The sequence below is a fragment of the Nonomuraea sp. NPDC005983 genome, assembly GCF_040614375.1.
In the GTDB taxonomy this organism is placed as follows: domain Bacteria; phylum Actinomycetota; class Actinomycetes; order Streptosporangiales; family Streptosporangiaceae; genus Nonomuraea.
Window position 1 is genome coordinate 22,384 of the sequence record NZ_JBEXUP010000029.1, and the last position, 24,456, is coordinate 46,839.

At 65.1% G+C, this 24,456-nt stretch carries 17 protein-coding genes and 2 pseudogenes; 7 read left to right on the forward strand and 12 right to left on the reverse strand.

The window, feature by feature from the left end; genetic code table 11:
• Positions 1-857: 857 nt before the first annotated feature.
• Positions 858-1,129: pseudogene (locus tag ABZ297_RS15930) on the reverse strand (IS1380 family transposase); the annotation flags it as partial.
• A 529-nt stretch (positions 1,130-1,658) separates the two neighbouring features.
• On the opposite strand from ABZ297_RS15930, the gene ABZ297_RS15935 reads away from it, so the two are divergent.
• The 5 genes from ABZ297_RS15935 (at position 1,659) to ABZ297_RS15955 (ending at position 5,571) form a co-directional block, all read left to right on the forward strand.
• Entirely contained in the window at positions 1,659-1,874 is a 216-nt protein-coding gene (locus ABZ297_RS15935; protein WP_355345652.1) for a hypothetical protein, read from the forward strand.
• Between the two features lie 526 nt (positions 1,875-2,400).
• A complete protein-coding gene (locus tag ABZ297_RS15940; RefSeq protein WP_355345655.1) occupies positions 2,401-3,051 on the forward strand; it encodes an SRPBCC family protein in 651 nt (216 codons plus the stop codon).
• Positions 3,052-3,097: 46 nt separating this feature from the next.
• Positions 3,098-3,778, forward strand: coding sequence for a DUF998 domain-containing protein (locus tag ABZ297_RS15945; protein ID WP_355345658.1), 681 nt, complete (start codon positions 3,098-3,100; stop codon positions 3,776-3,778).
• A 538-nt stretch (positions 3,779-4,316) separates the two neighbouring features.
• Positions 4,317-4,961 carry a DNA alkylation repair protein gene (locus ABZ297_RS15950; protein WP_355345737.1) on the forward strand — a complete coding sequence of 215 codons (645 nt, stop codon included), beginning with the start codon at positions 4,317-4,319 and terminating at the stop codon, positions 4,959-4,961.
• 454 nt (positions 4,962-5,415) lie between these two features.
• Positions 5,416-5,571 carry a hypothetical protein gene (locus ABZ297_RS15955; protein WP_355345661.1) on the forward strand — a complete coding sequence of 52 codons (156 nt, stop codon included), beginning with the start codon at positions 5,416-5,418 and terminating at the stop codon, positions 5,569-5,571.
• A 696-nt stretch (positions 5,572-6,267) separates the two neighbouring features.
• Here ABZ297_RS15955 and ABZ297_RS15960 read toward each other — a convergent pair.
• The 4 genes from ABZ297_RS15960 to ABZ297_RS15975 form a co-directional block, all read right to left on the reverse strand.
• Complete coding sequence (locus tag ABZ297_RS15960; RefSeq protein WP_355345664.1) at positions 6,268-6,801, reverse strand: hypothetical protein; 534 nt, start codon at positions 6,799-6,801, stop codon at positions 6,268-6,270.
• 454 nt (positions 6,802-7,255) lie between these two features.
• The gene (locus ABZ297_RS15965; protein WP_355345667.1) at positions 7,256-7,510 is read right to left on the reverse strand and encodes a hypothetical protein; all 255 of its coding nucleotides are present in this window, start codon (positions 7,508-7,510) and stop codon (positions 7,256-7,258) included.
• A gap of 163 nt (positions 7,511-7,673) precedes the next feature.
• Positions 7,674-8,078, reverse strand: a complete 405-nt coding sequence (locus ABZ297_RS15970; protein ID WP_355345670.1) for a hypothetical protein — start codon at positions 8,076-8,078, stop codon at positions 7,674-7,676.
• Positions 8,079-8,099: 21 nt separating this feature from the next.
• Positions 8,100-8,351: a hypothetical protein gene (locus ABZ297_RS15975; RefSeq protein ID WP_355345673.1), complete on the reverse strand. Its 252-nt coding sequence runs from the start codon at positions 8,349-8,351 to the stop codon at positions 8,100-8,102.
• A gap of 351 nt (positions 8,352-8,702) precedes the next feature.
• Between ABZ297_RS15975 and ABZ297_RS15980 the strand changes: the two genes are divergently transcribed.
• On the forward strand, positions 8,703-9,041 hold the full coding sequence (locus tag ABZ297_RS15980) for a tyrosine-type recombinase/integrase (protein WP_355345676.1): 339 nt from the start codon (positions 8,703-8,705) through the stop codon (positions 9,039-9,041).
• A 131-nt stretch (positions 9,042-9,172) separates the two neighbouring features.
• Here the strand turns inward: ABZ297_RS15980 and ABZ297_RS15985 are convergent, their stop codons facing one another.
• The 3 genes from ABZ297_RS15985 to ABZ297_RS15995 all read right to left on the reverse strand — a co-directional run bounded on the left by ABZ297_RS15985 (position 9,173) and on the right by ABZ297_RS15995 (position 10,686).
• Entirely contained in the window at positions 9,173-9,529 is a 357-nt protein-coding gene (locus tag ABZ297_RS15985; protein ID WP_355345679.1) for a hypothetical protein, read from the reverse strand.
• A 41-nt stretch (positions 9,530-9,570) separates the two neighbouring features.
• Positions 9,571-9,825 (reverse strand): hypothetical protein, encoded by a 255-nt coding sequence (locus ABZ297_RS15990; RefSeq protein ID WP_355345682.1) that lies wholly within the window; start codon positions 9,823-9,825, stop codon positions 9,571-9,573.
• Positions 9,826-10,041: 216 nt separating this feature from the next.
• Positions 10,042-10,686 (reverse strand): hypothetical protein, encoded by a 645-nt coding sequence (locus ABZ297_RS15995; protein ID WP_355345685.1) that lies wholly within the window; start codon positions 10,684-10,686, stop codon positions 10,042-10,044.
• Positions 10,687-10,829: 143 nt separating this feature from the next.
• Here ABZ297_RS15995 and ABZ297_RS16000 point away from each other — a divergent pair, with 143 nt between their 5' ends.
• Positions 10,830-11,006, forward strand: coding sequence for a transposase (locus ABZ297_RS16000; RefSeq protein ID WP_355345739.1), 177 nt, complete (start codon positions 10,830-10,832; stop codon positions 11,004-11,006).
• Here ABZ297_RS16000 and ABZ297_RS16005 read toward each other — a convergent pair.
• From ABZ297_RS16005 to ABZ297_RS16020, 4 genes and pseudogenes are all read right to left on the reverse strand, one after another.
• Positions 10,984-11,337 carry a hypothetical protein gene (locus ABZ297_RS16005; protein WP_355345688.1) on the reverse strand — a complete coding sequence of 118 codons (354 nt, stop codon included), beginning with the start codon at positions 11,335-11,337 and terminating at the stop codon, positions 10,984-10,986. The two genes, ABZ297_RS16000 and ABZ297_RS16005, sit on opposite strands and share 23 nt — an antisense overlap.
• Before the next feature lie 248 nt (positions 11,338-11,585).
• Positions 11,586-20,084 (reverse strand): DNRLRE domain-containing protein, encoded by an 8,499-nt coding sequence (locus tag ABZ297_RS16010; protein ID WP_355345691.1) that lies wholly within the window; start codon positions 20,082-20,084, stop codon positions 11,586-11,588.
• Positions 20,085-21,673: 1,589 nt separating this feature from the next.
• Positions 21,674-22,659: pseudogene (locus tag ABZ297_RS16015) on the reverse strand (IS5 family transposase).
• Between the two features lie 559 nt (positions 22,660-23,218).
• The gene (locus ABZ297_RS16020; protein WP_355345693.1) at positions 23,219-24,406 is read right to left on the reverse strand and encodes a cytochrome P450; all 1,188 of its coding nucleotides are present in this window, start codon (positions 24,404-24,406) and stop codon (positions 23,219-23,221) included.
• Positions 24,407-24,456: the final 50 nt, after the last annotated feature.

A 24,456-nucleotide genomic window follows, 5' to 3' on the forward strand; every position in this document is an offset into this window, starting at 1 on the left:
GGCTAGGGGGGTGGACTGGACCGCCTCAACAGCGGCGACCAGCTGTAGGGGTCAAGCGACGGCGCCGCCGTCGGGGAGCGACGGAGAGATCGGGTACGGCGCCCACGCCTTGCCCCTCATGTCGTCCTATTCCTCCAGTTCTTTGCAGAAGTGACTGGAGGCTAACGCTCATTTGTGAACGAAACCAGACTCAATCGAGCAGGATCCACCAGAAGATGCCTGCGCGCAACCTGAGCGTGATGGCTTCGTAACGGATTTTTTCAGTCATGTTACGAAAAGTGCCTCGCAGCGTCGGTTCAGCACGAGGTCAGTCGGTTCGCCGGAGGGGCGTCGAGCAGCGTGCGAGCGACCATGGTGTGTCCGTTGGGCCGTAGACCCCGGCACCGCCCTGCGCGTCCCAGGCTATTCGTAAAAGATCTTGAGAAATCTTGGGAAGAGGCTCGAGTCTCGGCGGCCCCCGCACGGTCGACCCACTCCCACGAGATCTCGTAGCCACACCCTCTACTAAGAAATAGCCCCTGAGTTCCTGTAGGCCTCTCAAGGTTGTTCCGCCCCAGGAGCAGGGCGTTCTTCGTGCAGAGCACGCCGATCTGGCGATTGAGGAAGTCTCAGGATCGGTGAAGCTTCTCCCTCATCGCCGAGCCTGGATCCACGGCCCTTGTGATCATTCTTCGGTCCGATTCCTCCGCGAGGGCTGGTTCGGTAGGTGGAGGCCGCGTTTCGGGTGTGGAAGGCCCGCCGCGCGTGGGTCGCAGCTTGTCCGGGTGGCGCGGGTGGGGGGCGGGGTGTGCGCCGGTGCGCGTGGTGACCGTCACGGTCGTCGGGTTGGAGGCGGTGACCATGGAGGTTGCGGCGAGTCAGCCCGCTCCGACGGGTGGCGGGTGGTGGACGGCGTCGAAGGCGTTCCGCCACGCCTGCTGCCAGCGCCTGGCAGATGCAGGACCAGGTGGCCGCGGCCGTGTCGGGCCAGCCGGGCGGGCACGATGATGAGGTGGCGGCGCAGTGTGGCCCCACGCGCACGTGCGTGGAAGGCGCCGGCCAGGCAGCCGCAGGCGCGCAGCAGGCCGGTGAACTTCCCCGAGGGAAGATGAGCGAGTGGCCCGTTGATCAAGTCCGCGTTGACCTGCTCCGACGTCTATTTTCCCGTCCTCATCACCCCTACGAGGGGTCGCAACGCCAGATCTCCTGCGCTGCCGCGGCGAGCCTTGGCGTCCTCATCGCCCCCTACGAGGGGTCGCAACTGACCGCCGCTGAGCGTCTCGGCGCTGCACTGATGGTCCCCATCGCCCCTACGAGGTTCGCGACGTGAGGGCTCGGGCGCGTTCGGCGTGACCCACAGGGCCAGCCGCACGGCTGATCCTGCCTCATAGATCGGTACGTGGGTGGTACATGATCACGGGCATCCGCTTGCCGTCAGTGGCAGTCGCACAATGGGTCCACGATCATGAGGCGAGGAAGAGCGCGCACCGTAAGGGCGCAGCTCATAGCCGAGAGCATGTCGCGCATCGTCACAGCATGGAGATCCCGGAGCTTGCCGAGCTGATCTGGCTCTCCGAGGACGAGCCCAGAGCCAGCACGAGGATGTTCATTGGCCGGTCGGCCTTCACTCCTTCCGCCTTTCCCGAGGCTCAACCTCGGTCCTCTTCTCTCTCGATCCCATGGCAGGCGAGGCGTACATCAGCCTCTACGTGGACAATGCCGAGCTCGCATCACTGGGACGGCTGCGCACTCTCGACTGGCTTTCCATCGAGCGGAAGCAGCCCGACTACGAGGGCATGGAGCTGTGGCTCCGGGGTGTCGAGGAGCCCATCACACTTCAGACCAAGCCCATGATTCGACTGGCGTGGCACGTGAAGGCGCTGGGAGTCTGGTAGACGTCGATGCGGGTCACTGGCTGCTGGCCGTGCAATTCAAGGTGAAGCTCGTTTTGTTCCGATCATCGTGACCTGAAACTCGATGTACTCGGCCACGGCCCCGCTGCGCCATGCCCCCTACGCTGCCGAACTGTTGTTGTAAGGCATCAAGGCGGCGGCGCGGCGCGCCGCCGCACCCCGGCCCCGCCGCACGGACCGGACGCTCTGGCCGAGGTCGCAGGAAAAGGCCGTCTCGAGTTTATTCAGACTTGACTTATATAAGTCTCGGGTGAGATTGTTGGCGCCGTGCACGCACTCGACGTGCTCGGCGGCGCTGTCGGCACCCCCGGCGCCCGTACGGCGTCGGCTCCGTACCACTCGGGGAGGTCGGCATCTGGCTGGAGCGCTTGCGCCGGTTCTGGAGCGGGTGCCTGGACGCGCTGGGGACCGAACTCGCGCGCGCCCAGCGCGAGCGCCGCCACCCGCTTGACGAGACGCCGTCCGCGGAGGGACGACCAGACTCGAATAACGAGGAGGAAGAAGGCGAATGATCGACATCGTCAACCGGATCAACGCCATTCACCGCGAGATCGGCAACCAGGCGGTCGCCGCCGGCGCGGGGCGCTCGCTGCTGCTGCGGCGCACGTACGACGCCTCGATCGAGGACGTGTGGAGCGCCTGCACCGACCCCGACCGGATCAGCCGATGGCTCGCCCCGATCGAGGGCGACCTGCGGTTCGGCGGCACTTTTCAACTCAAGGACAACGCTGGCGGGGAGATCCTGCGCTGTGAGAAGCCCCATCTGATCAAGGTGACCTGGGCCTTGGGGGAGGGCATGCTAACCGAGGTCGAAGTGCGCCTCGCGCCCGGCGGCGACGGCGGGACCGTCCTGGAGCTGGAGCACGCCGCACCCGCCGAGATCGTCGATGAGATGGTGCGCACGTACGGGCCCGGCGGCACGATCGGCATCGGCGTCGGCTGGGACCTCGCGCTGCTCGGCCTCGACCTGTTCCTGCGCGGCGTCACGTTCGACCCCGCGACCTGGGGGGACACGCCCGAGGCGAAGGAGTTCGCCACCGCCAGCTGCCACGCCTGGGGACCCGCGGCCCAGGCCGCCTGGGGCACCAGCGACGACGACATCGCCGCGGCCGTCGCGTTCGCCAAGCAGCACTACGCCCCCGGGACCGGCAGCAGCTGACCCGCCGCGCGGTGGGTCATCCCGTTCTCATGAGAGGAGTAGACCGATGACCGAGAAACTCACCACCACGGCGGCCGGCGGGGCGACGCGGACCCTGCTGATGTGCGGCATCGTCGCCGGCCCTCTCTACATCGTCGTGGTCCTGCTGCAGATGCTCACCAGGGACGGGTTCGACATCAGCCGCCACCCGGCCAGCATGCTGAGCAACGGTGACCAGGGATGGGTCCAGATCGCCAACTTCGCGGTCGGCGGCCTGCTGTTCGTTGCGGGAGCGGTCGGCCTGCACCGGGTACGGGGTCCGGCGGGCCAGGGCGGCACCTGGGGGCCGCGGCTGGTTGGCGTCTTCGGCGCCGGGATGGTCGCCGCCGCCTTCTTCTCCGCCGACCCCGCCGACGGCTTCCCGCCGGGGACGCCCCTCGGCCCGCCCACGAGCATGAGTACGCACGGGATGGTGCACTTCCTCGTCGCCGGGGTCGCCTTTCTCGCGCTGATCGCCGCGTGTTTCGCGTTCGGCCGGCGGTTCGCGGCGGCCGGCCGCCGCGGCTGGGCGGCCTTCAGTGGAGTGACCGGCGCGTTCTTCCTGGCGGCCTGGATCTCGATCTTCGCGTTGCAGGGCTCCCGGGTGGCCAATGTCGCCTTCGCCCTCGCCATCGCGCTCGTCCTGGCATGGACGTCGCTCCTGGCCGCGCACCGGCTGACTCGGCCCGGCGCGGCGGCACCGGCCTGACCCTCGGCGTGAGCGGGCCGGCAACAGCGTGGAGGTCCTTCTCAAGCGCTACGCCAAGTGCCTGGACGATCGGCGAGACCAGAACAACCCTCGTGTAGACGCCGTGTTGGGAAATCTAGGATAAGTTCCCGCACATTCGATACGTCGTCGGCTGTTGACCGACCCATCATGGTGGACCCTAAAGGCGGGCAGAATCCCACGTGGATAACGAGGAACAAGTCGCTATGGTCGGTCCGTAATCGTCCAAGGCCGTTGGTTAGCAATTGCGTTAGCAGATCAGCATGTCTGCGAATCCTGGCGCTGACACTCTCCTAACCGGGTTAGCTAGGAGTTGGATGGCTGCTCGAAGTGAAGGCGAGGGTCAGTGCCGAGAACTGCTGCAAATTTGTGAAGACGCGGGATTTCGTGTCGGTGGCTGCCGCCGAACCGGCGTGTACGACAGGAGGCCGACCTCCGTCGTAGGCTGCATCTCGCACATGATCGACAGGAGGCTGAGGTGGCCGAGACGACGCTGACCAAGACGATGGTGGCCGAGGTGATGGCCGAGCTGGCCGAGCTCGAGGACCCGAAGATGCGGGAGGTGAACGAGAAACACGGTGACGATCACGGTGTGAACCTCAGCAAGCTGCGCGCGCTCGCGAAGCGGCTGAAGACGCAGCAGGAACTCGCGTGCCAGCTCTGGGAGACGGATGACACCGCGGCGAGACTGCTGGCGATCCTGATCTGCCGTCCGAAGGCGTTCGAGCGTGACGAGTTGGACGTCATGGTGCGCGAGGCGCGCACACCCAAGGTGCACGACTGGCTCGTGAACTACGTGGTGAAGAAGAACCCGCACTCCGAAGAGCTGCGCCTGACCTGGTCCGCCGATCCGGATCCAGTGGTCGCGAGTGCCAGCTGGGCACTGACCACCGAACGCGTGGCGAAGAAGCCCGAGGGCCTCGACCTCGCAGGACTGCTCGACGTCATCGAGGCGGAGATGAAAGACGCCCCGGATCGCCTGCAGTGGGCGATGAACCACTGCCTGGCTCAGATCGGGATCGAGCACGCCGAGCACCGCGCCCGTGCAATCGACATCGGTGAGCGCCTGGAGGTGCTCAAGGACTACCCGACTTCCCCGGGCTGCACGTCTCCGTTCACGCCCATCTGGATCATCGAGATGGTGCGCCGACAGCACGATAAGTAGGAAGGTTCGCGCTCACGCTCGTGCCGCTACTCCCTCAGAACGTGGCCTCCGATACGAACCGGCCGTGAAGGGCCTCACGTCGCCTGCGGCTGGAGAGCAGCGGAAGCTCTGTCGTGGCCACAACTGGCCCACAACCAGTGAGCGTCAACGAGAACGGGCGGGACTCCGTGAGACTGGAGGCCCGCCCGTTCGTACGATGTTCGCCCTGGTCAGCGGCTAGAACCGCTGGTCAAGATCGAGTGCCCCCTGCAGGATTCGAACCTGCGCACCCGGCTCCGGGGAGGGTTGCAGATGGTGTCCTCATGCTGCATGTGACCTGCGGAAACGCTAGACCCGCGATCATCAGTGTCGATGTCGGCCCACAATGGGCCCACGATCATGACAGGCAGATGAGAGGACCGCACGCCGCAAGTGCGCAGCTCATAGCCGAGAGCATGTCGCGTATCGTCGCAGCATGGAGATCCCGGAGCTTGCCGAACTGATTTGGCTCTTCGAGGACGAGCCCCAGAGCCAGTACGAGGATGTTCATTGGCCGGTCGGCCTTCACTCCTTCCGCGACGGGACCATCAGGCAGGAGGAAAGCGCTGCTGGCGGAGACTTCGTACCCTGACTCCGTGCTTAAGAAGCTCTTACGCCTAATCTCAATCGCCCGCGAGAACCCATGTGAGGCCGATCCCGTCCACCCATATAGAGGCGGGGTCTCTGTTTACGAGGTGGACGGATGTCTCCTGCTGCGTGTCGTCGACTCCAGCGAAGGGCCTGACATCGAAAGGGACACCACAGAAATCATCCGCGGCTACCCAGACGTCAGCCGCGACGAAGTCGGTGCGCTAATTGTCAGCATGGCGGGAACAGCGCGTGTGGTCCCCCTCCCGGACAAGTGGAGACTCCTCTCGGAGTATGCCGAGCCCCTCCTCGCAGCAAGCCCCGTCCGCTACCGTTCGTACCGTCAATGGCAGCGAGCGGCCCGGTACGTGGAAGTCACGCCGCCCGGGACATCGTCACCTGACGAGTGGCGTCTCACGCGACGGCACCCTGAGCTTGGGAGAGGGAGTTGGGCACCAAGGCGGGGCGATCATCCACTTAACTCTGTTTGGCCTCAGGAAACCGTCCTTGCTCGCGACGCGTCCGCGAGGGAACTCGGAGAGGCCGTCTTGACCCTGCTGCGGGAGCCACCCCTACGAGATACGCAACCGCAGAGGTGAGCTGCCTGCCCTGTCTCGCAGGCGATTGCCCTCATTCCGAAGATCCGGAATATACGCGGATGACTCTGCAGTAACGGCCGGTGGGCATCACCGAGTAGCGCTCACTGCGGCTGGACCGGCTGTTCGACGGCGGCTCGGATCGCGGCGAAGTGCCCATGGGCCCGCGTGGTCATCTCGGCCGTCGCATTGAAGGAGACCACGCCGAAGGACGTGTGGTTGGCCCAGGCGCAGAAGTACGTCGTGGTGAGCCAGCACATCGTGTGCCCCTCGTACGGCCACGGGTTGAGCGTCTCCGACTTCCTGGCGGCCTTGCCGAATGACGGCATCAACCAGCCCTTGAAGATCGCATCCGGATCCAGACCCTCGGACTCGGCCGCGAACAGGGTCACCGGGGAGGTGAGCGGAGGCTGCCCGGACGAGGCGTGGGGGAGAACGTAGAGGCCGCTGACCGATTTCGTGACCCTGTAGCCACCGTTGCGCAGGCCGCGGAGGAAGACGGCAGTGCTGTCCTCGACGGTGTCGTCGAACTCGTGGCGCAGGGTCATGCCCTCGACCTGGGCGGGAAGCGTGACCGCGGTGGCGCCGCGAACGGCGGGCAGGCTCAGGCGCGCATCACTGGTCGTGGGCCGGGGCAAGGTATCGGGCGAGGCCGTTGGCGCCACAGGCTTGGGGCGGAGCGCAGAGGGTACGAGACCGGCCGCGCTCAGGGCGACGCCCGCGGCAACGCCCAGCGCGAGTAACGCGGCTCCTGTCAGTGCCGAACGCCGGCGGGGCGTCGGGTCGCCGCCCGAGGCGGGTGCTTCCACAGTCGTTCTCCGATCATGTGAGAAAGCGGTCACTATCAAATGACCCGCCACGGCGGATCAAGGACATCTCCCTGAATCAACCACGTTCAGGCACCAAACACCCACTCTGGCCGCCCATTCAGCTCCACCCGGCCCAACAACACGGAGGTCCCAGCACCGGAGCCGCCAAAGATCGCCCCGCGGCCCCCAGCACCAGCCTCACACAAAGGACCCACAGGCCCACTGAACACTCCAGCGGGCCTGTGACGACTCCCCGCACGGACGCCCCGGCGGGGAGTCACTGTCACCGGATGCCGAACGCGTCGGGCAGATCCAAAGCCGTCAGCCTTCTACTCGCTTCGGTTTCCTCCTCCGCACACTCGGTGAACAGCCTGACAATCGCCTGCCGATCTTCCGCTGGAGCGTTCTGCAGCAGCGCTGCCACCGGCTCCAATATGCCCGTCGCCACATCGGGATCGATCTCGTCGTCATCGCTCAGATCGAGGGAGACCACGATCTCCGTGAGCGCCCTGGCAAGCACACGCTCGACGTCTGTCACGGCACAATCCTCACGCTGATGTTGGTGATGTTCTGGAGACTGAAGATACGCCGCGCACGCGCCGCCTGGGCCGCGTCCGGCACCTCCTACAGCATCTCCGGGCACGCCTTGTTCGTCAGCGTGTACACGGTCTCGGACGGGGCGCACCAGCCGCCGGACGCGATCAGGTCGCCGCCGTCCAGCCGGGACTGGTCGGCGGCCAGGACCACCGCCCGGTGCCTTCCGTACCTGAAGAGGAGTCGTTGACGATGAGTTCGCGCTTGAACGGCAGCCAGCAGGACGCCGTCAGCCCGACACCGCCACTCGCGGTCTTCAAGGCGTTGGCGCGGCGGATGATGATGCCCTCGGTCACGCCATCCATGTCGAGGGCCTGGCCTGGCTGGTAGCCGGGCACGTCCACGCTGGCGGTGATCTCCGGGCCGGGCGGTGGCGCGTCCGGCAGGACACGCGGCTGCCGGCGGCGCACGCTGGACAGGTCAAGCGCAGGCCTGCGCACCACAGCCGCGGACGCGGCGATCGGCTCGGGCAGCACGGCCGGCTCCGGCTCGGGCTCGCTGCTGGCCTCCACCTCGGCCGCGTCCTGCCCGTCCTACTCCGCCTCCGCGCTGCCTCCGCGCACCTGGGCGGCCAGGGCGTCGAACTCGGCGGCCTCGCGGCGGGCCTGCTGTTCGGTGCGGATGTCGTTGACCGCCTGCGCGAGCTGGCGCAGCTGTGCCAGGTCATCGGAGGTGACGGCGGAGGCGTTGGACTTGGCGTCGAAAGCGGCGACCGCGCCATCCAGAAGTTCGGCGAGCTCGTCATCGCCCAGCGCGGTGATGTCCTCAGGAAGCTCGAACTCCACGAGCGGCTCTCTCAGTGAGAGGTGAGAGCCCGGCCCATAACCAGCGGCGATGTGATCGATGCTAGCGCACCAGCCGCTGCCTGGCTGGTGCGGCGGCGCAGGCGCTGGCCAGCGTGAACGTGGTCCGGGAGGTTGAGGCAGATCACAAAAAGTCACAAGATCATGAAGGGGCGGCCAGTCCGACGAAACCGGCTTACCTCGGTCATGATGCCAGGACCGGCTCGACCCGGCTGCCGTCATGCACCTTGAAGTTGGAAGCGTCCAGGAAGAGGTAGTCCAGCCCAAAAGTGGAAAGCTCGCGCCGACACACATGAACTATGTAGCGGCGCCACGTGGCAGCACAGCGGGCACGTGTTCACCACCCCGCAGGGCAGAGCAATCGACCCGACCAACCTCACTCGCACCTTCACCACGCTTCTCGGCAATGCCGGCCGCCTCCGCCGCATCCGCTTCCACGACCTCCGCCACTCGACCGCCACCCTGCTCCTGGAACAGGGCGACGAACTCGTCGTGATCAAGGAACTCCACGGCTCCGCCTCCAGCGCGACGCCATCGAACGCATGTCAGGCGCGCTCGGCGACGGCAGTGCGAACCGTAGCCGTCAGAAAACGATCACGACCGCCGTGGCCGTCAAAGCCGCTTCGGCGCGCCGAATTTGCCATCATGCGGCGTGCCGAATTTACCTATTGAGGAGTAGATGTTGCATCCACCCAGACGGCCTCGAATTCTTCTTTTGAGATTTCCTCGGGCGAAAATTCTCCACCCTCAGAGAGCTCCGAAAGATCTGAAGTTGAAATTTCGGGGTCAGGTTTGATGGGCCATCACGGTTCCGCCACGGCCCATCGATCCTGCCTGGTGTGCGTCACGTGGTGGATACCTGGGCGAGCGGCGACGATAACGTCCTTTCTCAGCTCGATTTCAAAGGCCGATCGGGGCCACGGCAACACGTAGCCGCAATGCGGGCACACCCCTTCGAGGATGGCTTCCACGTACACCCGTCCAGCTCCCGGGACACCTTCGTCATCAGGCGGGCCGTATTCCCAGACGATCGTGTCGCCGATTTCGTAGTCGAATTGCCGGGCGTATCCGTACGTGAACTGGATGACTTGCCCGTAGTGCTGGTGGCAGTTCGGGCAGGTGAACGGCTCGGAGAGCTTCAACCTGTTGAATGCCGGCATAGTTTTTGTGGCCTATCTTTGTCTCGCCCCCTCATTTCCGGCTAGGGCCTGTTGAATTTGAGAAGCTCGTGGGGATAACCTATCCAGTCCACCCAATTCGCGAACTTCGCATCACTTGTGAGGATCTTTATCCGGTTGTGGGCCATTGTCGCAGCGAGGACACGGACGTCCTTGTCCTTGAGGACCGGCGGTTTGACGTTTCTCCATTTATCCATCTCCCACGCGTTCTCGGCCTGCAGCGATTTTACCGCCGACGTCGGCACGCTGCCGCCGTAGACCCCGTTATGCTTGCCCATGAATCTTTCCAGCCACGCCTGGGCCTTGAGGCGCTTCTGCGGATGGACCGACTGTTCGACGGCGGCCCGGATCGCGGCGAAGTGCTCATGTTGGGCAGTCCGGAAAATGCGAACTATTTAGATCACTATCTAATCCAAACGACATCGAGAACCAGAAGGAAAGCCCGGGAGGAGGTATTCCTCCCGGGCCACTCGATTACCTGCTACCAGATCCCCTTACCGCGTCGCTAGATATTCCACATTGGAGACCACGAACTCCCCATAGTGAAGATCTTCGGCTATTTCTGTGAACCTTTCATATTGGCTCCGAGAAATCGGTTCGCCTTTGATGTTCAGGGCTTTCAGAAAGATACGGAATGCGAGGTCTGGCGTGCAGTGGCGCGCACATCGAGCCAGCTGATCGGCCAACTCGACGCCGATAGTCCCGGCAGCCTCATTCAATTCGCGGAGAATTGAGTCGGCCTGACCAGTCCCAGCCTCTTGGTCGATTGGATCAAGACGCCCGGGAGGGGTGATGCCTCTCCTCTGGAGCCAGGCATCGCATTCCTCGATGAGCATCTTCATCCATTGCGATCCAGACGGAACGCGGCGTCCGAAGAAGTTCCCAGCATCCGTTCCAGACTGCCACAGATGTTCTATGGAATCGGACGGAAGCCCCTCAAGCAGCAGCAACGCGTCGCGGCGAAGCGCCATAACATGGCGCGGATCCAGCCCTTCCCACAAATGGTACCGAACCGCACCGATCGCTGTCTCCGCGTTGAGCGTCCAGTCGGCATGAAAGTGACCCATCAGCCAGGTGAGGCCGAAATCATCCTCTGTATACCGCTGCATATCTTCTCTTACTCCGGATAAGCGGTCCACACGATGTAGCCACCCGCGTGACCTTTTTGGCGCTGAAGTATCAGCCTATACCTGTTTCCCGCCTGGGTAATAGTTCCGTTGGAATGAGCGACCCAGCCGATCGAGTTATTCGCTCCGAAGGTGCCTGAGAGGGGAAGCTGGCGATCGCCCCTGCCACCTGCTACCGCACCGCCATCCGACGGGCCCTGCCACACGCGGTTGTCGTGGTTGACCACTTCCATCTCATCGCCCTGGCCAACGAGGCCGTGTGGTCTTTATCAGCGACATGCCCCGGCAGCAGGAACCCGGTGCCCCGGCTCAAGTCGCGGGCTGCGGATTGACGACGTCGATCAGAATTGAACGAGACACAAAGTCGACGTAGAACCTTCCGCTGTATGCATCGCCAGTTACAGCTGTATCGAAAGCTTCGCTGAACGTCCATTGCGCGTCGGCCGCGCATTTCTGGCGGATTTCGTCCGGAACATTCGATGGCACAGTCTGCTCGAAATCGCCGCCCGCCGCCAGCACTTTCTTCCACGCGGACGGCGACAATCGCACAATCCCCACGAGACGGATATCTGTCGGGCCGGGGACCCGTGAGTTCTGCTCCGTCAGCACGATCCCGCACCAATGCGCCGCTGACACGTTCCCGAAGATAGGGAAGCGCTGCATGATGGGCGCCTTGTCCGTCCGTACCACACACTGTCCAACGCTTGCCTGGTGCGTCTCTTCCGGCGATCCACAGGACACCACGAGGGACAGTACCACAAGCGCCAACATGCTTCGGTTCAGCAGCCTCCACGCCATATTCACTACCTTAGCGACCTCTCCGTTGAGTGGCCGCCGCACTGCCACCGGACAGGTGATGTCCGGTGGCCGCAGCGGAGGCCGCGTCGGGCGTCTCCGTGGAATTTATGGCGCTAGTCCCGCCCCGCGCCTCCCGGGTAGCCGCCTGTGATCGAAGTGGTACCGGTTCGTTGACCACGAACCCACGTGACCGTTCTGACGAGCATCCCACGGCTGATGAACGGTTTCGCCCAGCCCAGTACGGCGAACCGTCCGTTGTCCGCGTCAGGCGTGCCGGAAGCCAGGTCGCTCATTCCCGCATTGAAGTCATAGCGGTCCTGGGCCTTCAGTGTGATTTTCATGGTGAACTTGTCGCCGTTGACGGTTACGGTGGCGTTCCCCCACATTTTATGCTCGCCGATGGCCTTCTGCCAATTTTCCGTCACCGGGTAGTACTTGCCACTGATGTTCACTGGCTTGCCGGACATCATGAAGTTTGTCTTGGAATTTTGTCCCTGTACTTTCTCTGCCCACTTCTGGGCGAGTGCGATCTCCTTGTCTATGACCTTGCGGATGCCAGCATCCTCGCGGTACGCCTCATCATAATCAAATTCGTAGTCCTCGCCGGTACCTCCTCGATAGTGCTCATAGGCCAGAGTGGCATCGTCGAGCCCACGAATCCCGACAACGGCAGCCCAGGCCGCAACGAAATTCATGCCGTACCACTTGTACCAGCTCCCTAGATCTCCCCAGGTCGAAACCGCTTTGGGGTCGTACGGGAAGTCATCCTTGTACTTTACGTTCGGCTTACGCTCCCCCCCTTCTCGATATCTCGCGGCGGCCTTCGCGCCCGATGGATCGCATTCCTTTCCGTAATTACCAGCGCACTGCGAGCCGTCGTACTTGGGGTTGTGCCATGGCCGAGGTTCGTGACCGTCGAGTTCGACGTTGCTGATGGGGTTGCCGCCGGTGAAGGCGTAGCGGTTGGCGGTCCAGGGGTCCAGGCCGAGGCCGAGATCGTCGAGGGCGCCGTTGTAGGAGTCGAGGTTGAGGAAGCGGTTGAGGTTGGGGTTGTAGTCGCGGAACCCCATGTCGTACATGCCGGTGGAGTTGTCCCACCGCTTGCCGTTGAACCGGTAGGGGTTGTACTCCTCCTTGGCGGTGGGGTCGACGGGGTCGGGTTTGTCGATGCCGGTGAAGAGTTTGTCGTCGTTGCTGCCGTAGGCGGTGTAGCCGTAGGTGGCGCGGGTGTCGCCCGACTCGCTGGTGATCTGTTCGACGTCGGTGTGCGGGTTGTAGCCGTAGTAGGAGGACTCTTCGCGGCCTTCGTCGGTGGCCTTCACCTGGGACAGGCGTTCGCCCCACGGGGAGTATTGGAAGGACTTGGTGAGTTTGCCGGCCACCTCTTCGTCCAGGACTTCGGCGGACATGCCGAGGTAGGAGTAGGTGGTGGTCTTCGCTGAGGCGCTGCCTTCCTTCTCGGTTTTGGTGGTGGTGCGATCCAGCGGGTCGTAGGTGTAGGTGGTCGTGGTGGTGGCGCCGTCGCCGCCGAGCTTTTCGTGCCGGGTGACGTGGTCGAAGCCGTCGTAGGTGTACTTCTCTTGGGTCTTGCCGCCGCCCTGGATGGTGCGCAGCCGGCCGTAGGGGTCGTAGGTGTAGGTGCTGGTTTGGCCGCCTGTGACGGAGGTCATCAGGCGGTTGCGGTCGTAGGTGAAGGTGGTCTTCTTGCCGAGGACCTCTTCTTCGTAGACGTTGCTGTTGGCATCGTGCCAGTACGTCTCGGTGGTCGCGGGGCCGCTGGTGGGGGTTTTGACGGTCTTGGCGATGCGGTCGCGCGGGTCGTAGGTGTAGGCGTACTCGTGCTCCAGGTAGGAGCCCGGCGAGTCCGCGTTCTGGATCTTGGCGGTGTCGCGGGCGCGTTGCAGGTTGCCCTGGTAGCCGAGGGTGTGTTCGGCGACGACCTGGCCGTTCGGCTTCTTTTCCAGGCTGTGGCGCAGCACGCCGGACAGGAAGTAGTCGTAGTCGACGGTGTTGCCGTTGGCCTTGGTCTCCTGCAACCGTTCGGCGCGCTTGGTGTAGGTGTAGCTGGTGGTCTTGGGCTGGGTGTCGGTGGCGGACTTCTTGTTGACCACCTGCGAGACCAGGTCGCGGACGTCGTAGTCGTAGGTGGCCAGGGTCTTGTCGTGGGTGCGCTCCACCACCGCGCTGTTCTCGTTGTAGCGGTAGGTGGTGGTGTTCTTCAGAGTGCCGTTGAGCTTCTCCTGGATCTGTTCGATCTGGTTGAGGTTGGTGTAGCTGAGGTCCCAGATGTCGATCTTCGCGGTCGGGGAAGTGTCCTTGATCTGGGTCAGGTTGGCGTTGACGTCGTAGGAGTAGAGGAAGTCCTTCTTTTCGCCGTCGGTGTCGCCGGAGTTGTCGCGGACCAGCTTGACCGCGTCGGTGACCACGCTGCCGTTGGCCTCATCGGTCAGCGTGACGGACTGGCCCAGCCCTGCGGTGAAGGTCCAGGTGCCGAGCTCGACCCACGATTCTGCGTTCTTGGTCTGGTCGATCGTGACGCTCGCCTCGCCGCCCTGGTGCTTGACCTTGTACTTGGCGTTGGTGGCGGTGGCGCCGGCCGGGTACTTGACGGCGACCTTGTAGGAGCCGGCGGTAGAGGTGGTCAGGTTCCAGGAGAAGGCGGACTGGCCGGTGCCCGCGGGGGCGACGGCGTAGTCATAGCCGACGAACCCGGTCGACGCGGTCGCGTTCACCTGGGGGCCGACGATGTTCGACGATGAGCTGCCGCCGGAGGCGGCGGTCCACGATCCAGTCGTGCTCACCTGGCCGGTGTCGGAGTTGTCCGACAGCACCACGTCCAGGCCGAGCGGGGTGCCGTCGTCGGAGTGGGTCTTGAGCTTGCCGTCCGGGTAGTAGAACCAGTCCAGCGCCCGCTGGCTGGAGCCGCCCGCGCTGGTGACGGTGCGGTTGGTCTGCAGGCCGAGTTCGTTGTAGTTGTAGGTGGTCTTGATGTCCCACGGGTCGGTGGTGGTCTTGGACCAGCCGTTGTCCCAGTAGGTCATCGTGGTGACGTTGCGGACCGTCTGGTTGTGCGACGGGGGCGCGGAGATCTTCTCCAGCCGGGAAACCGCGTCGTAGGTGTACAAGACCGAGTCGGGCTTGTTGTAGACCGGGTCCTGCCGGTCGAACGGGTAGATCTCCTCGGCGGGCCGGTTCAGCTCGTCGTACTTGGTTTCCTGAACGAAGTCGACCAGGTCACCACCCCGTTCCACACCGCGTGGGGTGACGGTCTTGATCTTGTTACCGACCTGGTCGTATGTGAACTGGGTGGTGACGTACTTGATCGTGCCGTCGGTCTCCGAATGCGGGACCTTGGTTTCGGTGACGTCGCCGCGCTTGTTGTAGGTGGTGAGGGACTTGTTGCCCTCCTGATCGGTCTGGGCGACGACTAACCCGTCAAGGTCGTAGTCGGTGGCCGTTTCGTAGCCGGCGGCATCCTTGACGCGCTTGACCTGATGGTTGAGGTCGTAGGTGTAGAAGGCGGTGTAGTCGGCGGCGTCGGCGGTGGCGTTCTTGCGCGGGTCGACGACCTTGACGGTGTTGCCGACGTTGTCGTACTCGTAGGTGATCTTGTGCTGTTTGGCGTTGAGGACGCCGGTCAGCTGGTAGATCTTGTCATAGAGGTAGGTGGTGGTGAAGTCGGCCGGGTTCGCACCGGCCAGGTTGCCCTTGGGCTCGGTCTGGGTTTCCAGGTTGCCGGCCGCGTCCCAGGTGAAGGAGGCCTTGCGCTCCGGCCCGCCTTCGGTGTCCTTGGGCAGGATCGACGCTTTCAGCTGGTCGGCCGCATCGTACTCGGCGGTGGCCACGGCGCCGTTGGGCGCGGTGGTCTTGGTGATGTTGTCGTTGCGGTCGTAGACCGGTGCCGGGGTGACGATGAACACCGGCGGAGAGGCGTTCTGGTCCTTGGGGACCTTCGACTCCAGCGGCCGTTTGAAGATGTCGTAGGTCTGGGTCGTCTTCTTACCCAGCGCGTCAGTGACCGACAGGACGTTGCCGCGTACGTCGTAGGCGGTGGAGGTGACGTTCATCTTGGCGTCAGTGATCTTCTCCGGGTAACCGGAGGGGTGATAGTCGCTGAAGCTGGTGAGGTTGCCCTTGGCGTCGGTGGCTTTGGTTAGTTGGCCGAACGGGTCGTACTCGTACGAGGTGGTGTAGTCGCCGGCCGTGGATGATTCGACGCCGAGCGGGTCGGTGACCTTAAGCAGGTTGCCGTTGACGTCGTAGTCGAAGTCCCACGTGTGTCCCTTTGGTGACGTCTTGGTATCCAGGTCGGCGATGTAGCCGCCCAAGCCGAACGCGTAGTCCAGCGTCGTCGCCGGGGTGTCGTTCTTGTTGGCCTCGGCGTCCCTGATCTCCAGCGGGTAGCCGGTCAGCGGGTCGTACTTCCACGTCGTGGTGGCGTATTCCGTGGTGCGGTCGGGACGGCCTTTCTCGATCAGCGCGGTGACATTGTGGTCGGCGTTCCACTCCAGATCGGTGATCTCACCGTTGGCGTTCGTGATCTCGTCGGGGCGACCGTAGGCGTCCAGCACGTAACGGGTCTGGTGCTGCAGCGGGTCGGTCACCGTGGCGTGAACGACCGCGTCGCCCGGACCGTCCGGATCCTCATAGGAGAAGCCGGTGTCTTGCCCCAGACGGTCGGTCAGGGTCTGGACTTTCCACAGGTCCTCCGGGTCTTCGGTGGCGTCGTAGTAGTCCAGCTTGGTGGAGTACTTCTGCGAGCCCTGCGGGGTTTCCGTGTGGGAGCGAGGGTCGATGACCTTGACGAGTTTGACGTTCTTGTTGCCCTGGGTGGCGTCGTATTGGAAGGCGAACGTCTTCGCCTCGTCGTCGCCGGCGCCGTCGACCATCCTGGCCATCAGGCCCTTGTCGGTGTAGGCGAAGGTCACCTTCCGACCGGCGATGTCGGTGATCGACTCGACGTTGTCGATGATGTGCGGGTTGGTCAGCTTGGTGCCCTCGACCGGCTGCCAGGTCGTGTCGTTGATGTAGGTGTAGTTCTGGCCTTTGGCGTAGTAGTCGAAGGTCAGGGTGCGGCGGCCGGTGGCGTCGGTGATGTACTGCAGGAACTTGGTCGGCTTGTTGTTCGACCTGCGCCGCTCATAGGTGAACGACATGGTGTTGCCGTTCTTGTCGACGATCGCGGACTGGAAGCCCTCGTCGTCGAAGAAGAACTGGGTGCGGTCGGGCTTGGTGAACACCCACTGCCGCTGGGGGTCGTCGGTGGGGTAGTCGGGGTAGCGGTCGTCGGGGACGCGCTGCAGGTACAGGTGCACGCCGCGCGGGTTCTTGTAGCCGCACTTGGAGGGGGTGCAGGTGTTCGGGTCGATCCCTTCGGGGAGCGTCCACACGTGGGTGGTGCCGTCGCCGTCGGTCAGCCTGACCTGCGATGGCCAGTTTTTGCCGGGTGGGTGGAACTGCAGTTGCGAGCCCAGTTTGGACAGCGTGCTGGTTTGCAGTGACCAGCCGTAGCCGAGTGAGGCTGTTGAGGTGTCCAGGGAGTTGTAGGTCATCCGGGCGAACGTCTGCGGCCCGCGGGAAGGGTTGGAGAAGGCGTTGTAGTTCCAGACGACGTTGCCGGCGTAGGGGTTGACCAGCGCGGTGCTGCCGGCGCCGGTGTTCTTGCCGGTGTAGGTGTAGAACTTCTCCAGCCCCAGCAGGTCGCTGGTCGGGGAGTCGACGCGGATCTGCTGCGGCAGCTCCGGCAGGTGGTGAGTGGCCGACTTCCAGTTGTTGGTGGTGGTGTCTTGGACGTCCCACACCACCTGAGCGCCCTCGGCCAGGTTGGTACCCGGGCCGGTCACGGTCGGCGCCTTGACGGAGACGGTGACGGCCGTCGTCTCACCCGGGGCCAGGGGCGCGCCCAGCGTGGTCTTGCGCTGGTTGTCGGGGGTGGAGATGTCGGTGCCGTCGGGGAGCTTCCAGTGGTAGGAGACCGCCGTGGTGGTGGCCGGCCAGGTTTCGTTCGTGGTGTTGGTGACCACCACCGGCAACTCGGTCGTGGCGCCCGAGTCCAGCCGCTCCGGCGTGCCCGGCACGTAGAACGTCGACGCTCCGGTGGCCTTCTCCCGGTAGACGACGCGCAGCCGTGGACGCAGGACCGGCTCTTCGGCCTCGCTGGACAGGAAGGAGACTGCCTGCTTGGCGGTGCCGGCCTCGTTGGCCACCTTCACCAGCAGCCCCTTGTTGGTGGCAGGGGCGGTGACCCATGCCTTGGCCGCGTCGGTGACCGCCAAGCGCCGCCAACCCGGCGCGGCGTTGCCTGCGGGCGCGCTGCCGAGCGCCGGAGTGGCGAAGTCGCCGCCCGCCGTCGTCCACGGGCTGGTCCAGGTGGCCCCCTCGGTGAAAGCGGTGGTCAGCTGGTGTGCGTCCAACGTGGTGCCGGAGCCGGTGGCCGAGGCGCCCCACATCGACAGGGTGGCCTCGCTGATGTCGGCATCGGCCGGTATGGCGTCGGCGAACTTGCTGAACGACATCACGGCGCGGGTGTTGCCCAGGGCGCTGGTGGTGTTGCCGACCGGTAGTCGCGCCTGGTCGTGTCCGACCACGGGCTCGCCCGAGGACAGCATGGTGTCGGCGTCGGCGTACAGCGTGGTGGCGATCTGTCCCGGCCGGGGCGCGACCACGGTCAGTTCCTGCGATGGCGAGTGTTCGCCGTTGGCCAGCACCGCCACCACCCAGTAGGTGATCTCGTGAATGTACTGGCTGTCGGCTACCGCTTCGGGGTCGCCGCCGCTGGCGGTGTCGGTGTGGGAGGTGACGTCGGGCGGCAGCGTGGTCACCAGCGACCTACCCCCCGTCTGGGGCGTCACGCCTCCGGGGAGTTCGCACCCCGACGGGCAGGTACGGTGCAGCTCGTAGCCCACAAGGTCGTCGGAGGCGTCCTGCGGGGTGGGGTCCTCATAGGCGGTCCACGACAGGGAAGCGCCCACCGAGGTGGCGGTAGTGACCGGCTTGAGCGTCACGCTTGGCAGGCCATAGGTGACCACCAGCTTCGGCGTGTTGACCGTTTCGCCCGCGTTGCCGTCGCCGCCGTAGACGCTTTCCGTGGCCGCCTCGTACACTGGGCCGCCCACCTTGGCGGTCGCCGACTCGTCGGCCGCCTTCAGCATCAGCCCATACGACATGACCTCCTGGCCCAGCCAGCCCTGCACCACCTGGGTGACGTCGAAGGAGTGCCAGCGCGACAATTCGCCCGGCTGCCGGGTCACCGTCGAGGCCGGGGTGGCGTTGAAGGACGGCTGGGAGCCCCAGGACACGTCGAAAATCGACCAGTCGGAGGTGATCTCGTGCGCGCCGATCGTTACCGGCCCGGTCTCACCCAGCGCCTGGTCGAAGTACACCTCGAACCGCGCCTGATCGACCTGCACATTCTCATCCGGCAGCTCGCCCAGCACCGGAATGTTGATCAGCGACCGGTTGATCGCGCCCGCGCTGGTCTTGCCTACCGGCAGCCGCCATCCGTCGGCGTAGTTGGCGTTCGGCGCCGCCGAGTTGACGTAGGTGTCCTCCGACCAGAACCAGTCCGGCTGTAGCCGGATCGTCGGGTCGATGACCACCGGCCACTTGCGCTCCGGCGCGGCCAGCCAGCCCGCGTCCGGGGTGAGTGTGATCGTCGCCTCGCTGCCCTGCTGGCTGACCTCCTGTCGGACCGCTTCCGAGGAGCGCCATCCGTACGGCGAGGTGGCGTCCTTCTCCGAGTCGATCATGAACGGCTTGGGGATCGTGAACGCCGCCGTGCCGTCCGGCCCCAGGAACGCGATCGCCCCGTCCGGCCGCGCCTGTGCCCGCATCCCGCCGGTCTTGACGGTGAACGCATACGACGCGCCCGCGGCCGGCGGCCCGGTCAGCACAAGGTATTCCTTCACCCCCTCCGAAGTGAGCCGGTAGACCAGGTCGACGCCGTCCCACACGCCGGGATAGGTGACCGTGGACCCCTCGACCTTCGGCGTGATCTGCCGGACCTCGCCCGGCACGCCCAGGGTGAGCTGCTGCTCGCCGGTCTTGACCCGCACCAGCTTGTCGCTCTTGCCGCCGAAACGGGTGGAGAAGCCGGTCTTGTCGTTGCCGTGCGTGAAGCCGTCGTCGGTCAGTCCTTCGATCCTGGTGTCGATCGGCTGCCAGGGGCCGTTCCCGCTCCGGTAGCGGACCGGACGCGAGGACACCTCAGCCTGCCGTCGGCCGTCTTCCAGCTCATACACGGTGGTGAACCGGGAGGCCTTGCCCGGCAGTTCCTTGACCCGTTTGCCCGGCGGCGCGGCTACGCGCCGCTGCTCGGCCGGGCTGGTGTTGCGGCCCGGCAGGGTGATCTTCTGGTTGCTGGGGCGCATCTCGCCCTTGGGATCCTCGGCGAACCACCCGGCCACCTGGCCGGTCAGCCAGGAGGCCGCCCGAAAGAACAACACAGGCTCACCAGGGGTGGCCGCGGACGACTGCGCCAGCACCGGCGCCGGCGGGGCCAAGGAGGCCAGGAGCACGAACGCGACGACGACGGCAACATGCCGCCGTAACCGGCCGTGACGGCGGCGGCGGTACCCCGGCTCGGGAAGCCGCTTGGGGGATAACAGCGACACCAGACACTCCACTTCCGCACGACCGCGAAGGCCGCACATAAAGAGCACCTAAAGCTCCGCAGAGCAAAACACCCGAATCACGCCACAAAACGACACATCAGGTCAATAAACACGGAACGTGACTTACCGGAACTTCCGAACAAGCGCTCTAATACGACCGACAAGCACCTCCTGCTGGGAAGATCCACTCGACGGACACAGCCCCAGCCGACAAACCGTCAAGGTGACTGTGTGTAAACAGTCCAGGTCGCGATCAGTCAACGACGACAGCCATGCGATCGGACTCCCAGCAAACTCACAGCAAACCGGCCCCACCGCCAGGCGGATCGACAGACATCGCCTGACCTGCACAAACGCACCAGGAGGGCTCCGCCTCCGCTTGAAGATGGCGGAAATGCCGCACCCCTCCGACCCGGATGACAACGAGCGAGCAACAGCGCTGCAGCCAAGCCGGCTTGGCCATACCTGCCCTAAACGGGGCTATTCGCGATGGCATCGCACCAAGAGTCGACACAGTCAAGTCAGCGCCAGATGACATAACGGTCAGATCACAGTTGGCGGACCGCCATACCGATACGACAGGAGTTGGCACCCCAGGTCAGGACGCCCTCCCGCTACGGAAACGCACGTTCGACACCCTTGCCAGGGAGTCTTGACGGGCTTCCAGCGTCCATGTCTAGATCAATCCGATTTGCCCCAAAAATGCGGAGGTTGGCCATGACATCGACGCAGCCCGTGCGAACGTGACACCGCAGCAGCCCCCAACTGCCCCGGACCACGCGGGCCGCCGAACTCAGGCAGCAAAGATCGCCGCAGTCCTAACCGGCATCCTGCTCCTGGGTTTCGCGATCACCCTGATCGGCATCCCCGGCATCTCCACCACCCTGGACGAGATCGACGACCCAGACGACACCGCAACCCCTCGCCCAGCCGCGGCCGACCTCCACCGCGTGCCCTCGTCTGTCACGCCAACACCCCGAACCATCGCAGCAGCTGCCACCACATCGCCGGTCGCGCCGCCTCCAACCACGCGATCAGCAACGACGCCTCGACCGACCTCCACCAGAACTCCGCGAAACACACGCACCCAACCGACCACCAGCACACACACCACCGCGCCCACACACCCGCCCACCATCACTCCCCTCCCAACACACCGCCGTTACTCGAACCCGCCCACGATCGGCTCCTCATCCAGCCCGACCGTCTCCCCGCCCGACACCCCCCACAAGGCCACCCCTCCAGGACAAACCAAAGAACCGCCAGGCCAAACCTCGGACAAAACCCACGGCCCAAAGAACGACACCGACACCGACCAACGTCCCTCGAACCAACCGAACCCCCAAGAAAGACAACAGGACGCGGACACTTTGGAACAGTGATCGCCGCCTCAACCGAGGCCTCCCATCCCAGCGAGAGACCCCTACGTTGCGAGGGGTTACGACGCGGGATCTGAAAATCGCTGCCAGACGCCAGCACATCCTCCAGTCGGTATGGTCAGCACGAGGGACCCGGGCAGCAGCATGTCTCAATGGCTGCGCGACGCGGTAGGTACACGCGCCTCTAGAGCCTGTACGGAGTTCGGATCTCTAGGCCGGTCGGAGGCTGCGGATCCACAAGATGGCCCCGCGTTGGTGCAGGCCAGCCAGATAGCTGTCGGGCGTCTTGTCGAACCGGAAGGCCAGCCCACGCCACTCCTTGATCCGATTGATGCACCGTTCCACTGTGTTGCGCTGCTTGTAGAGGTCAGGATCATGACGGACCGGTCGGCCGCCGCGGGAGCCGCGCTTCTTGCGGTTGGCCGCTTGGTCGCTCTTCTCGGGGATGACCGCCTTGATCCGGCGCCGGCGCAGGTAGGCGTGGTTGCTGCGGGAGGAGTACGCCTTGTCGGCGGCGACCGCGCCCGGGCGGGTGCGCGGACGTCCGACAGGCAGGCGGACCTTGATGCGCTCCAGCACGGCGCGAAACTGCGGGCTGTCGCCGGCTTGGCCGGGAGTGAGGACGAAGGACAGCGGACGGCAGCGACGGTCGGCCGACAGATGCACCTTGCTGGTCAGCCCGCCCCGCGAACGGCCCAGCCGGGCCACCTTCAGCCGGAACCTGTGCCGGCGTCGTATCCGCCGGCGGTCGTTCCCCTCTCCGTCGTCGCCTGGATCGCCATCGCGGAGGTTTTGTCCCTTTGGCGCAGCCCCCTTTCCTGCTCGACGGCTTATTCCAGCGCTGTGGCCAGCTCGCCGTCCACCATCATCCCGGCGGCGTGGTGGTTGGCGCGGGCCGTAGTGGAGTCCACGCTGACCACCTCCAGGCCGGCCTGTCCACGTGCCGCGGCCTCGGCGATCATCGCCTGCATCAGCTGCTCGAACACGCCGCTCACCGCCCACGAGCGGAACCGGTCGTAGGCGGTGGACCATGGCCCGTACTCGGCCGGCAGGTCCCGCCATGGGCTGCCGGTGCGAAACCGCCACATCACGGCGTTGAACTGCTGCCGCAGGTCCGGGATCGGGCCTCGCTCACCCAGCGGCAGGTGAGGCTCGATCAAGGACCATTCCTCGTCGGTGAGGTCTCCACGCGCCATGGCCAAGGCCTATCAGGATCGCGAACCGGAGCGCAGACAATCCCTCTGATCTCAACTCCGTACAGGCTCTAGGAGCAGGCGCGGCGTCGCATCAAGCGTGCGGTCACGCCTCCAGCCCGGCCGGCCGACCCTACACGGGTGGCGTCTCTATTCTCGACGGGAGTGAACCCGCAGAGCGTCTTCTCCGTACCTCCTGGTGTCTGGGCGTTTCAGAAGCCGAGGATGAGCATGCTGTTACGTTCTGCGCCTCTGGCCGGGGGTTTTGGGTTGTGGGAGGATCCGGCTGTTGTCGAACATGCCGGAGACCCGCCATGACGACGCCTTCGCCGGTTCCCCAGCCGTCTCCCGAACAACCACCGGTACATCCTCCAGCTCACGCCGACACGACCCCGGCGCCTCCCTCTCTGACTCCGCCGGCGGTCTCACAGCCGCCCGACTGGGGTTACTCGGGGATCGACCCGAAGCTGATGGGCGACTTCGAGCGCGGCCTCGGCCAGGCGGAGGCCACGCTCGGTCGGTACAGGTCGCGGAACGGCGAGCTGCGGTGCCCGTGGGCGCGCTACCAGGTGACCGGCAGGCCGGCCACGCCGTAGATGGTGGCGCGGGGGCGCAGCGGCACGTCCTTCGCGGGTACGGCCAGTCGCAGTCCGGGGAAGCGGCGCAGCAGCGCCGGATAGGCCAGCCGCATCTCCAGCCGGGCCAGCTGCTGGCCCAGGCACTGGTGGATGCCGTGGCTGAAGCCCAGTTGCTGGCCGGCCTGGCGGGTGACGTCGAAGCGGTCGGGGTCCGGGAAGCGGGTCGCGTCGCGGTTGACGGCCGGGAGGGAGATCGTCACGGTCTCACCGGCTTTGATCGTCCGTCCGGCGAGGGGCACGTCGGCCCTGGCGACCCGGATCGGGCCGATGTGCGTGATGCTGAGATAGCGCATCAGTTCCTCGACCGCGGTCTCGGCGACGCTGGGATCCGCGCGTACGAGGTCCGCCTGCTCGGGGCGGCACAGTAGCAGGAACGTGCCCAGGCTCAGCATGTTCGCGGTCGTCTCGTGCCCGGCGGTCAGCAGCAACGTGGCCACCCCGGTGAGCTCCTCGTGGTTGAGCTGGCCGCTGGCGACCAGTTCGCTGAGCAGGTCCTCGCTGGGCTCGGCTCGCTTGCGCCCGACCAGCTCGGAGAGGTAGCCCATCAGCTCCGCGCCTGCGGCGCCCCGCTGCTCGATGGAGTTGTCGAGGTTCACCGCCTGCGCGGTGGTGTCCTGGAAGCGCGAACGCTCGTCGTACGGCACGCCGAGCAGCTCGCAGATCACCAGCGACGGGATCGGCAGCGCGAACGCCTTGACCAGGTCTGCGGGAGTACCTGCGCGGGCCATCTCATCGAGCTGACCGTCGATGACCTCCTGAATCCTGGGCTCCAGCCGGCGCATCTTCCGCATGCTGAAGTGCCCGGTCAGCAGCCTGCGATATCGGGAGTGCTCAGGGTCGTCCATCGCGATGAAGAAGCCCGGCGGGATCACCAGATCTGCCAGCCCCTCGGGCGGCGCCAACTCCTTGATCGGCGGCGCGGCGCCCTGCGAGGTGTTGCTGAAGCGCGAGTCGTCGAGCACCGCGCGGGCCTCGGCGTAACCGGTGACCAGCCAGCCGGGCCGCCCGTCGGCGTAGATCATCGAGTGCAGTGGTCCGTGGAGCTCTTTCAGGACAGCAGGCGGCTGGAACGGGTCCTCCCGTTCGACTGGCAGCCTCTCGAGGGTTTCCATACCCTCCAGAAAAGCGCATAGACTGCGAAATTGCAATATATGTATAAATG

What these genes read in the sequence shown, in the direction of transcription:
- ABZ297_RS15935 (WP_355345652.1), top strand. Translation starts at nt 1,659, where the DNA reads ATGGCAGGCGAGGCGTACATCAGCCTCTACGTGGACAATGCCGAGCTC.
- ABZ297_RS15940 (WP_355345655.1), top strand. Translation starts at nt 2,401, where the DNA reads ATGATCGACATCGTCAACCGGATCAACGCCATTCACCGCGAGATCGGC.
- ABZ297_RS15945 (WP_355345658.1), top strand. Translation starts at nt 3,098, where the DNA reads ATGACCGAGAAACTCACCACCACGGCGGCCGGCGGGGCGACGCGGACC.
- ABZ297_RS15950 (WP_355345737.1), top strand. Translation starts at nt 4,317, where the DNA reads ATGGCCGAGCTGGCCGAGCTCGAGGACCCGAAGATGCGGGAGGTGAAC.
- ABZ297_RS15955 (WP_355345661.1), top strand. Translation starts at nt 5,416, where the DNA reads ATGGAGATCCCGGAGCTTGCCGAACTGATTTGGCTCTTCGAGGACGAG.
- ABZ297_RS15985 (WP_355345679.1), bottom strand. Translation starts at nt 9,529, where the DNA reads ATGCCGGCATTCAACAGGTTGAAGCTCTCCGAGCCGTTCACCTGCCCG.
- ABZ297_RS15990 (WP_355345682.1), bottom strand. Translation starts at nt 9,825, where the DNA reads ATGGGCAAGCATAACGGGGTCTACGGCGGCAGCGTGCCGACGTCGGCG.
- ABZ297_RS16005 (WP_355345688.1), bottom strand. Translation starts at nt 11,337, where the DNA reads ATGCAGCGCTTCCCTATCTTCGGGAACGTGTCAGCGGCGCATTGGTGC.
- ABZ297_RS16020 (WP_355345693.1), bottom strand. Translation starts at nt 24,406, where the DNA reads ATGGAAACCCTCGAGAGGCTGCCAGTCGAACGGGAGGACCCGTTCCAG.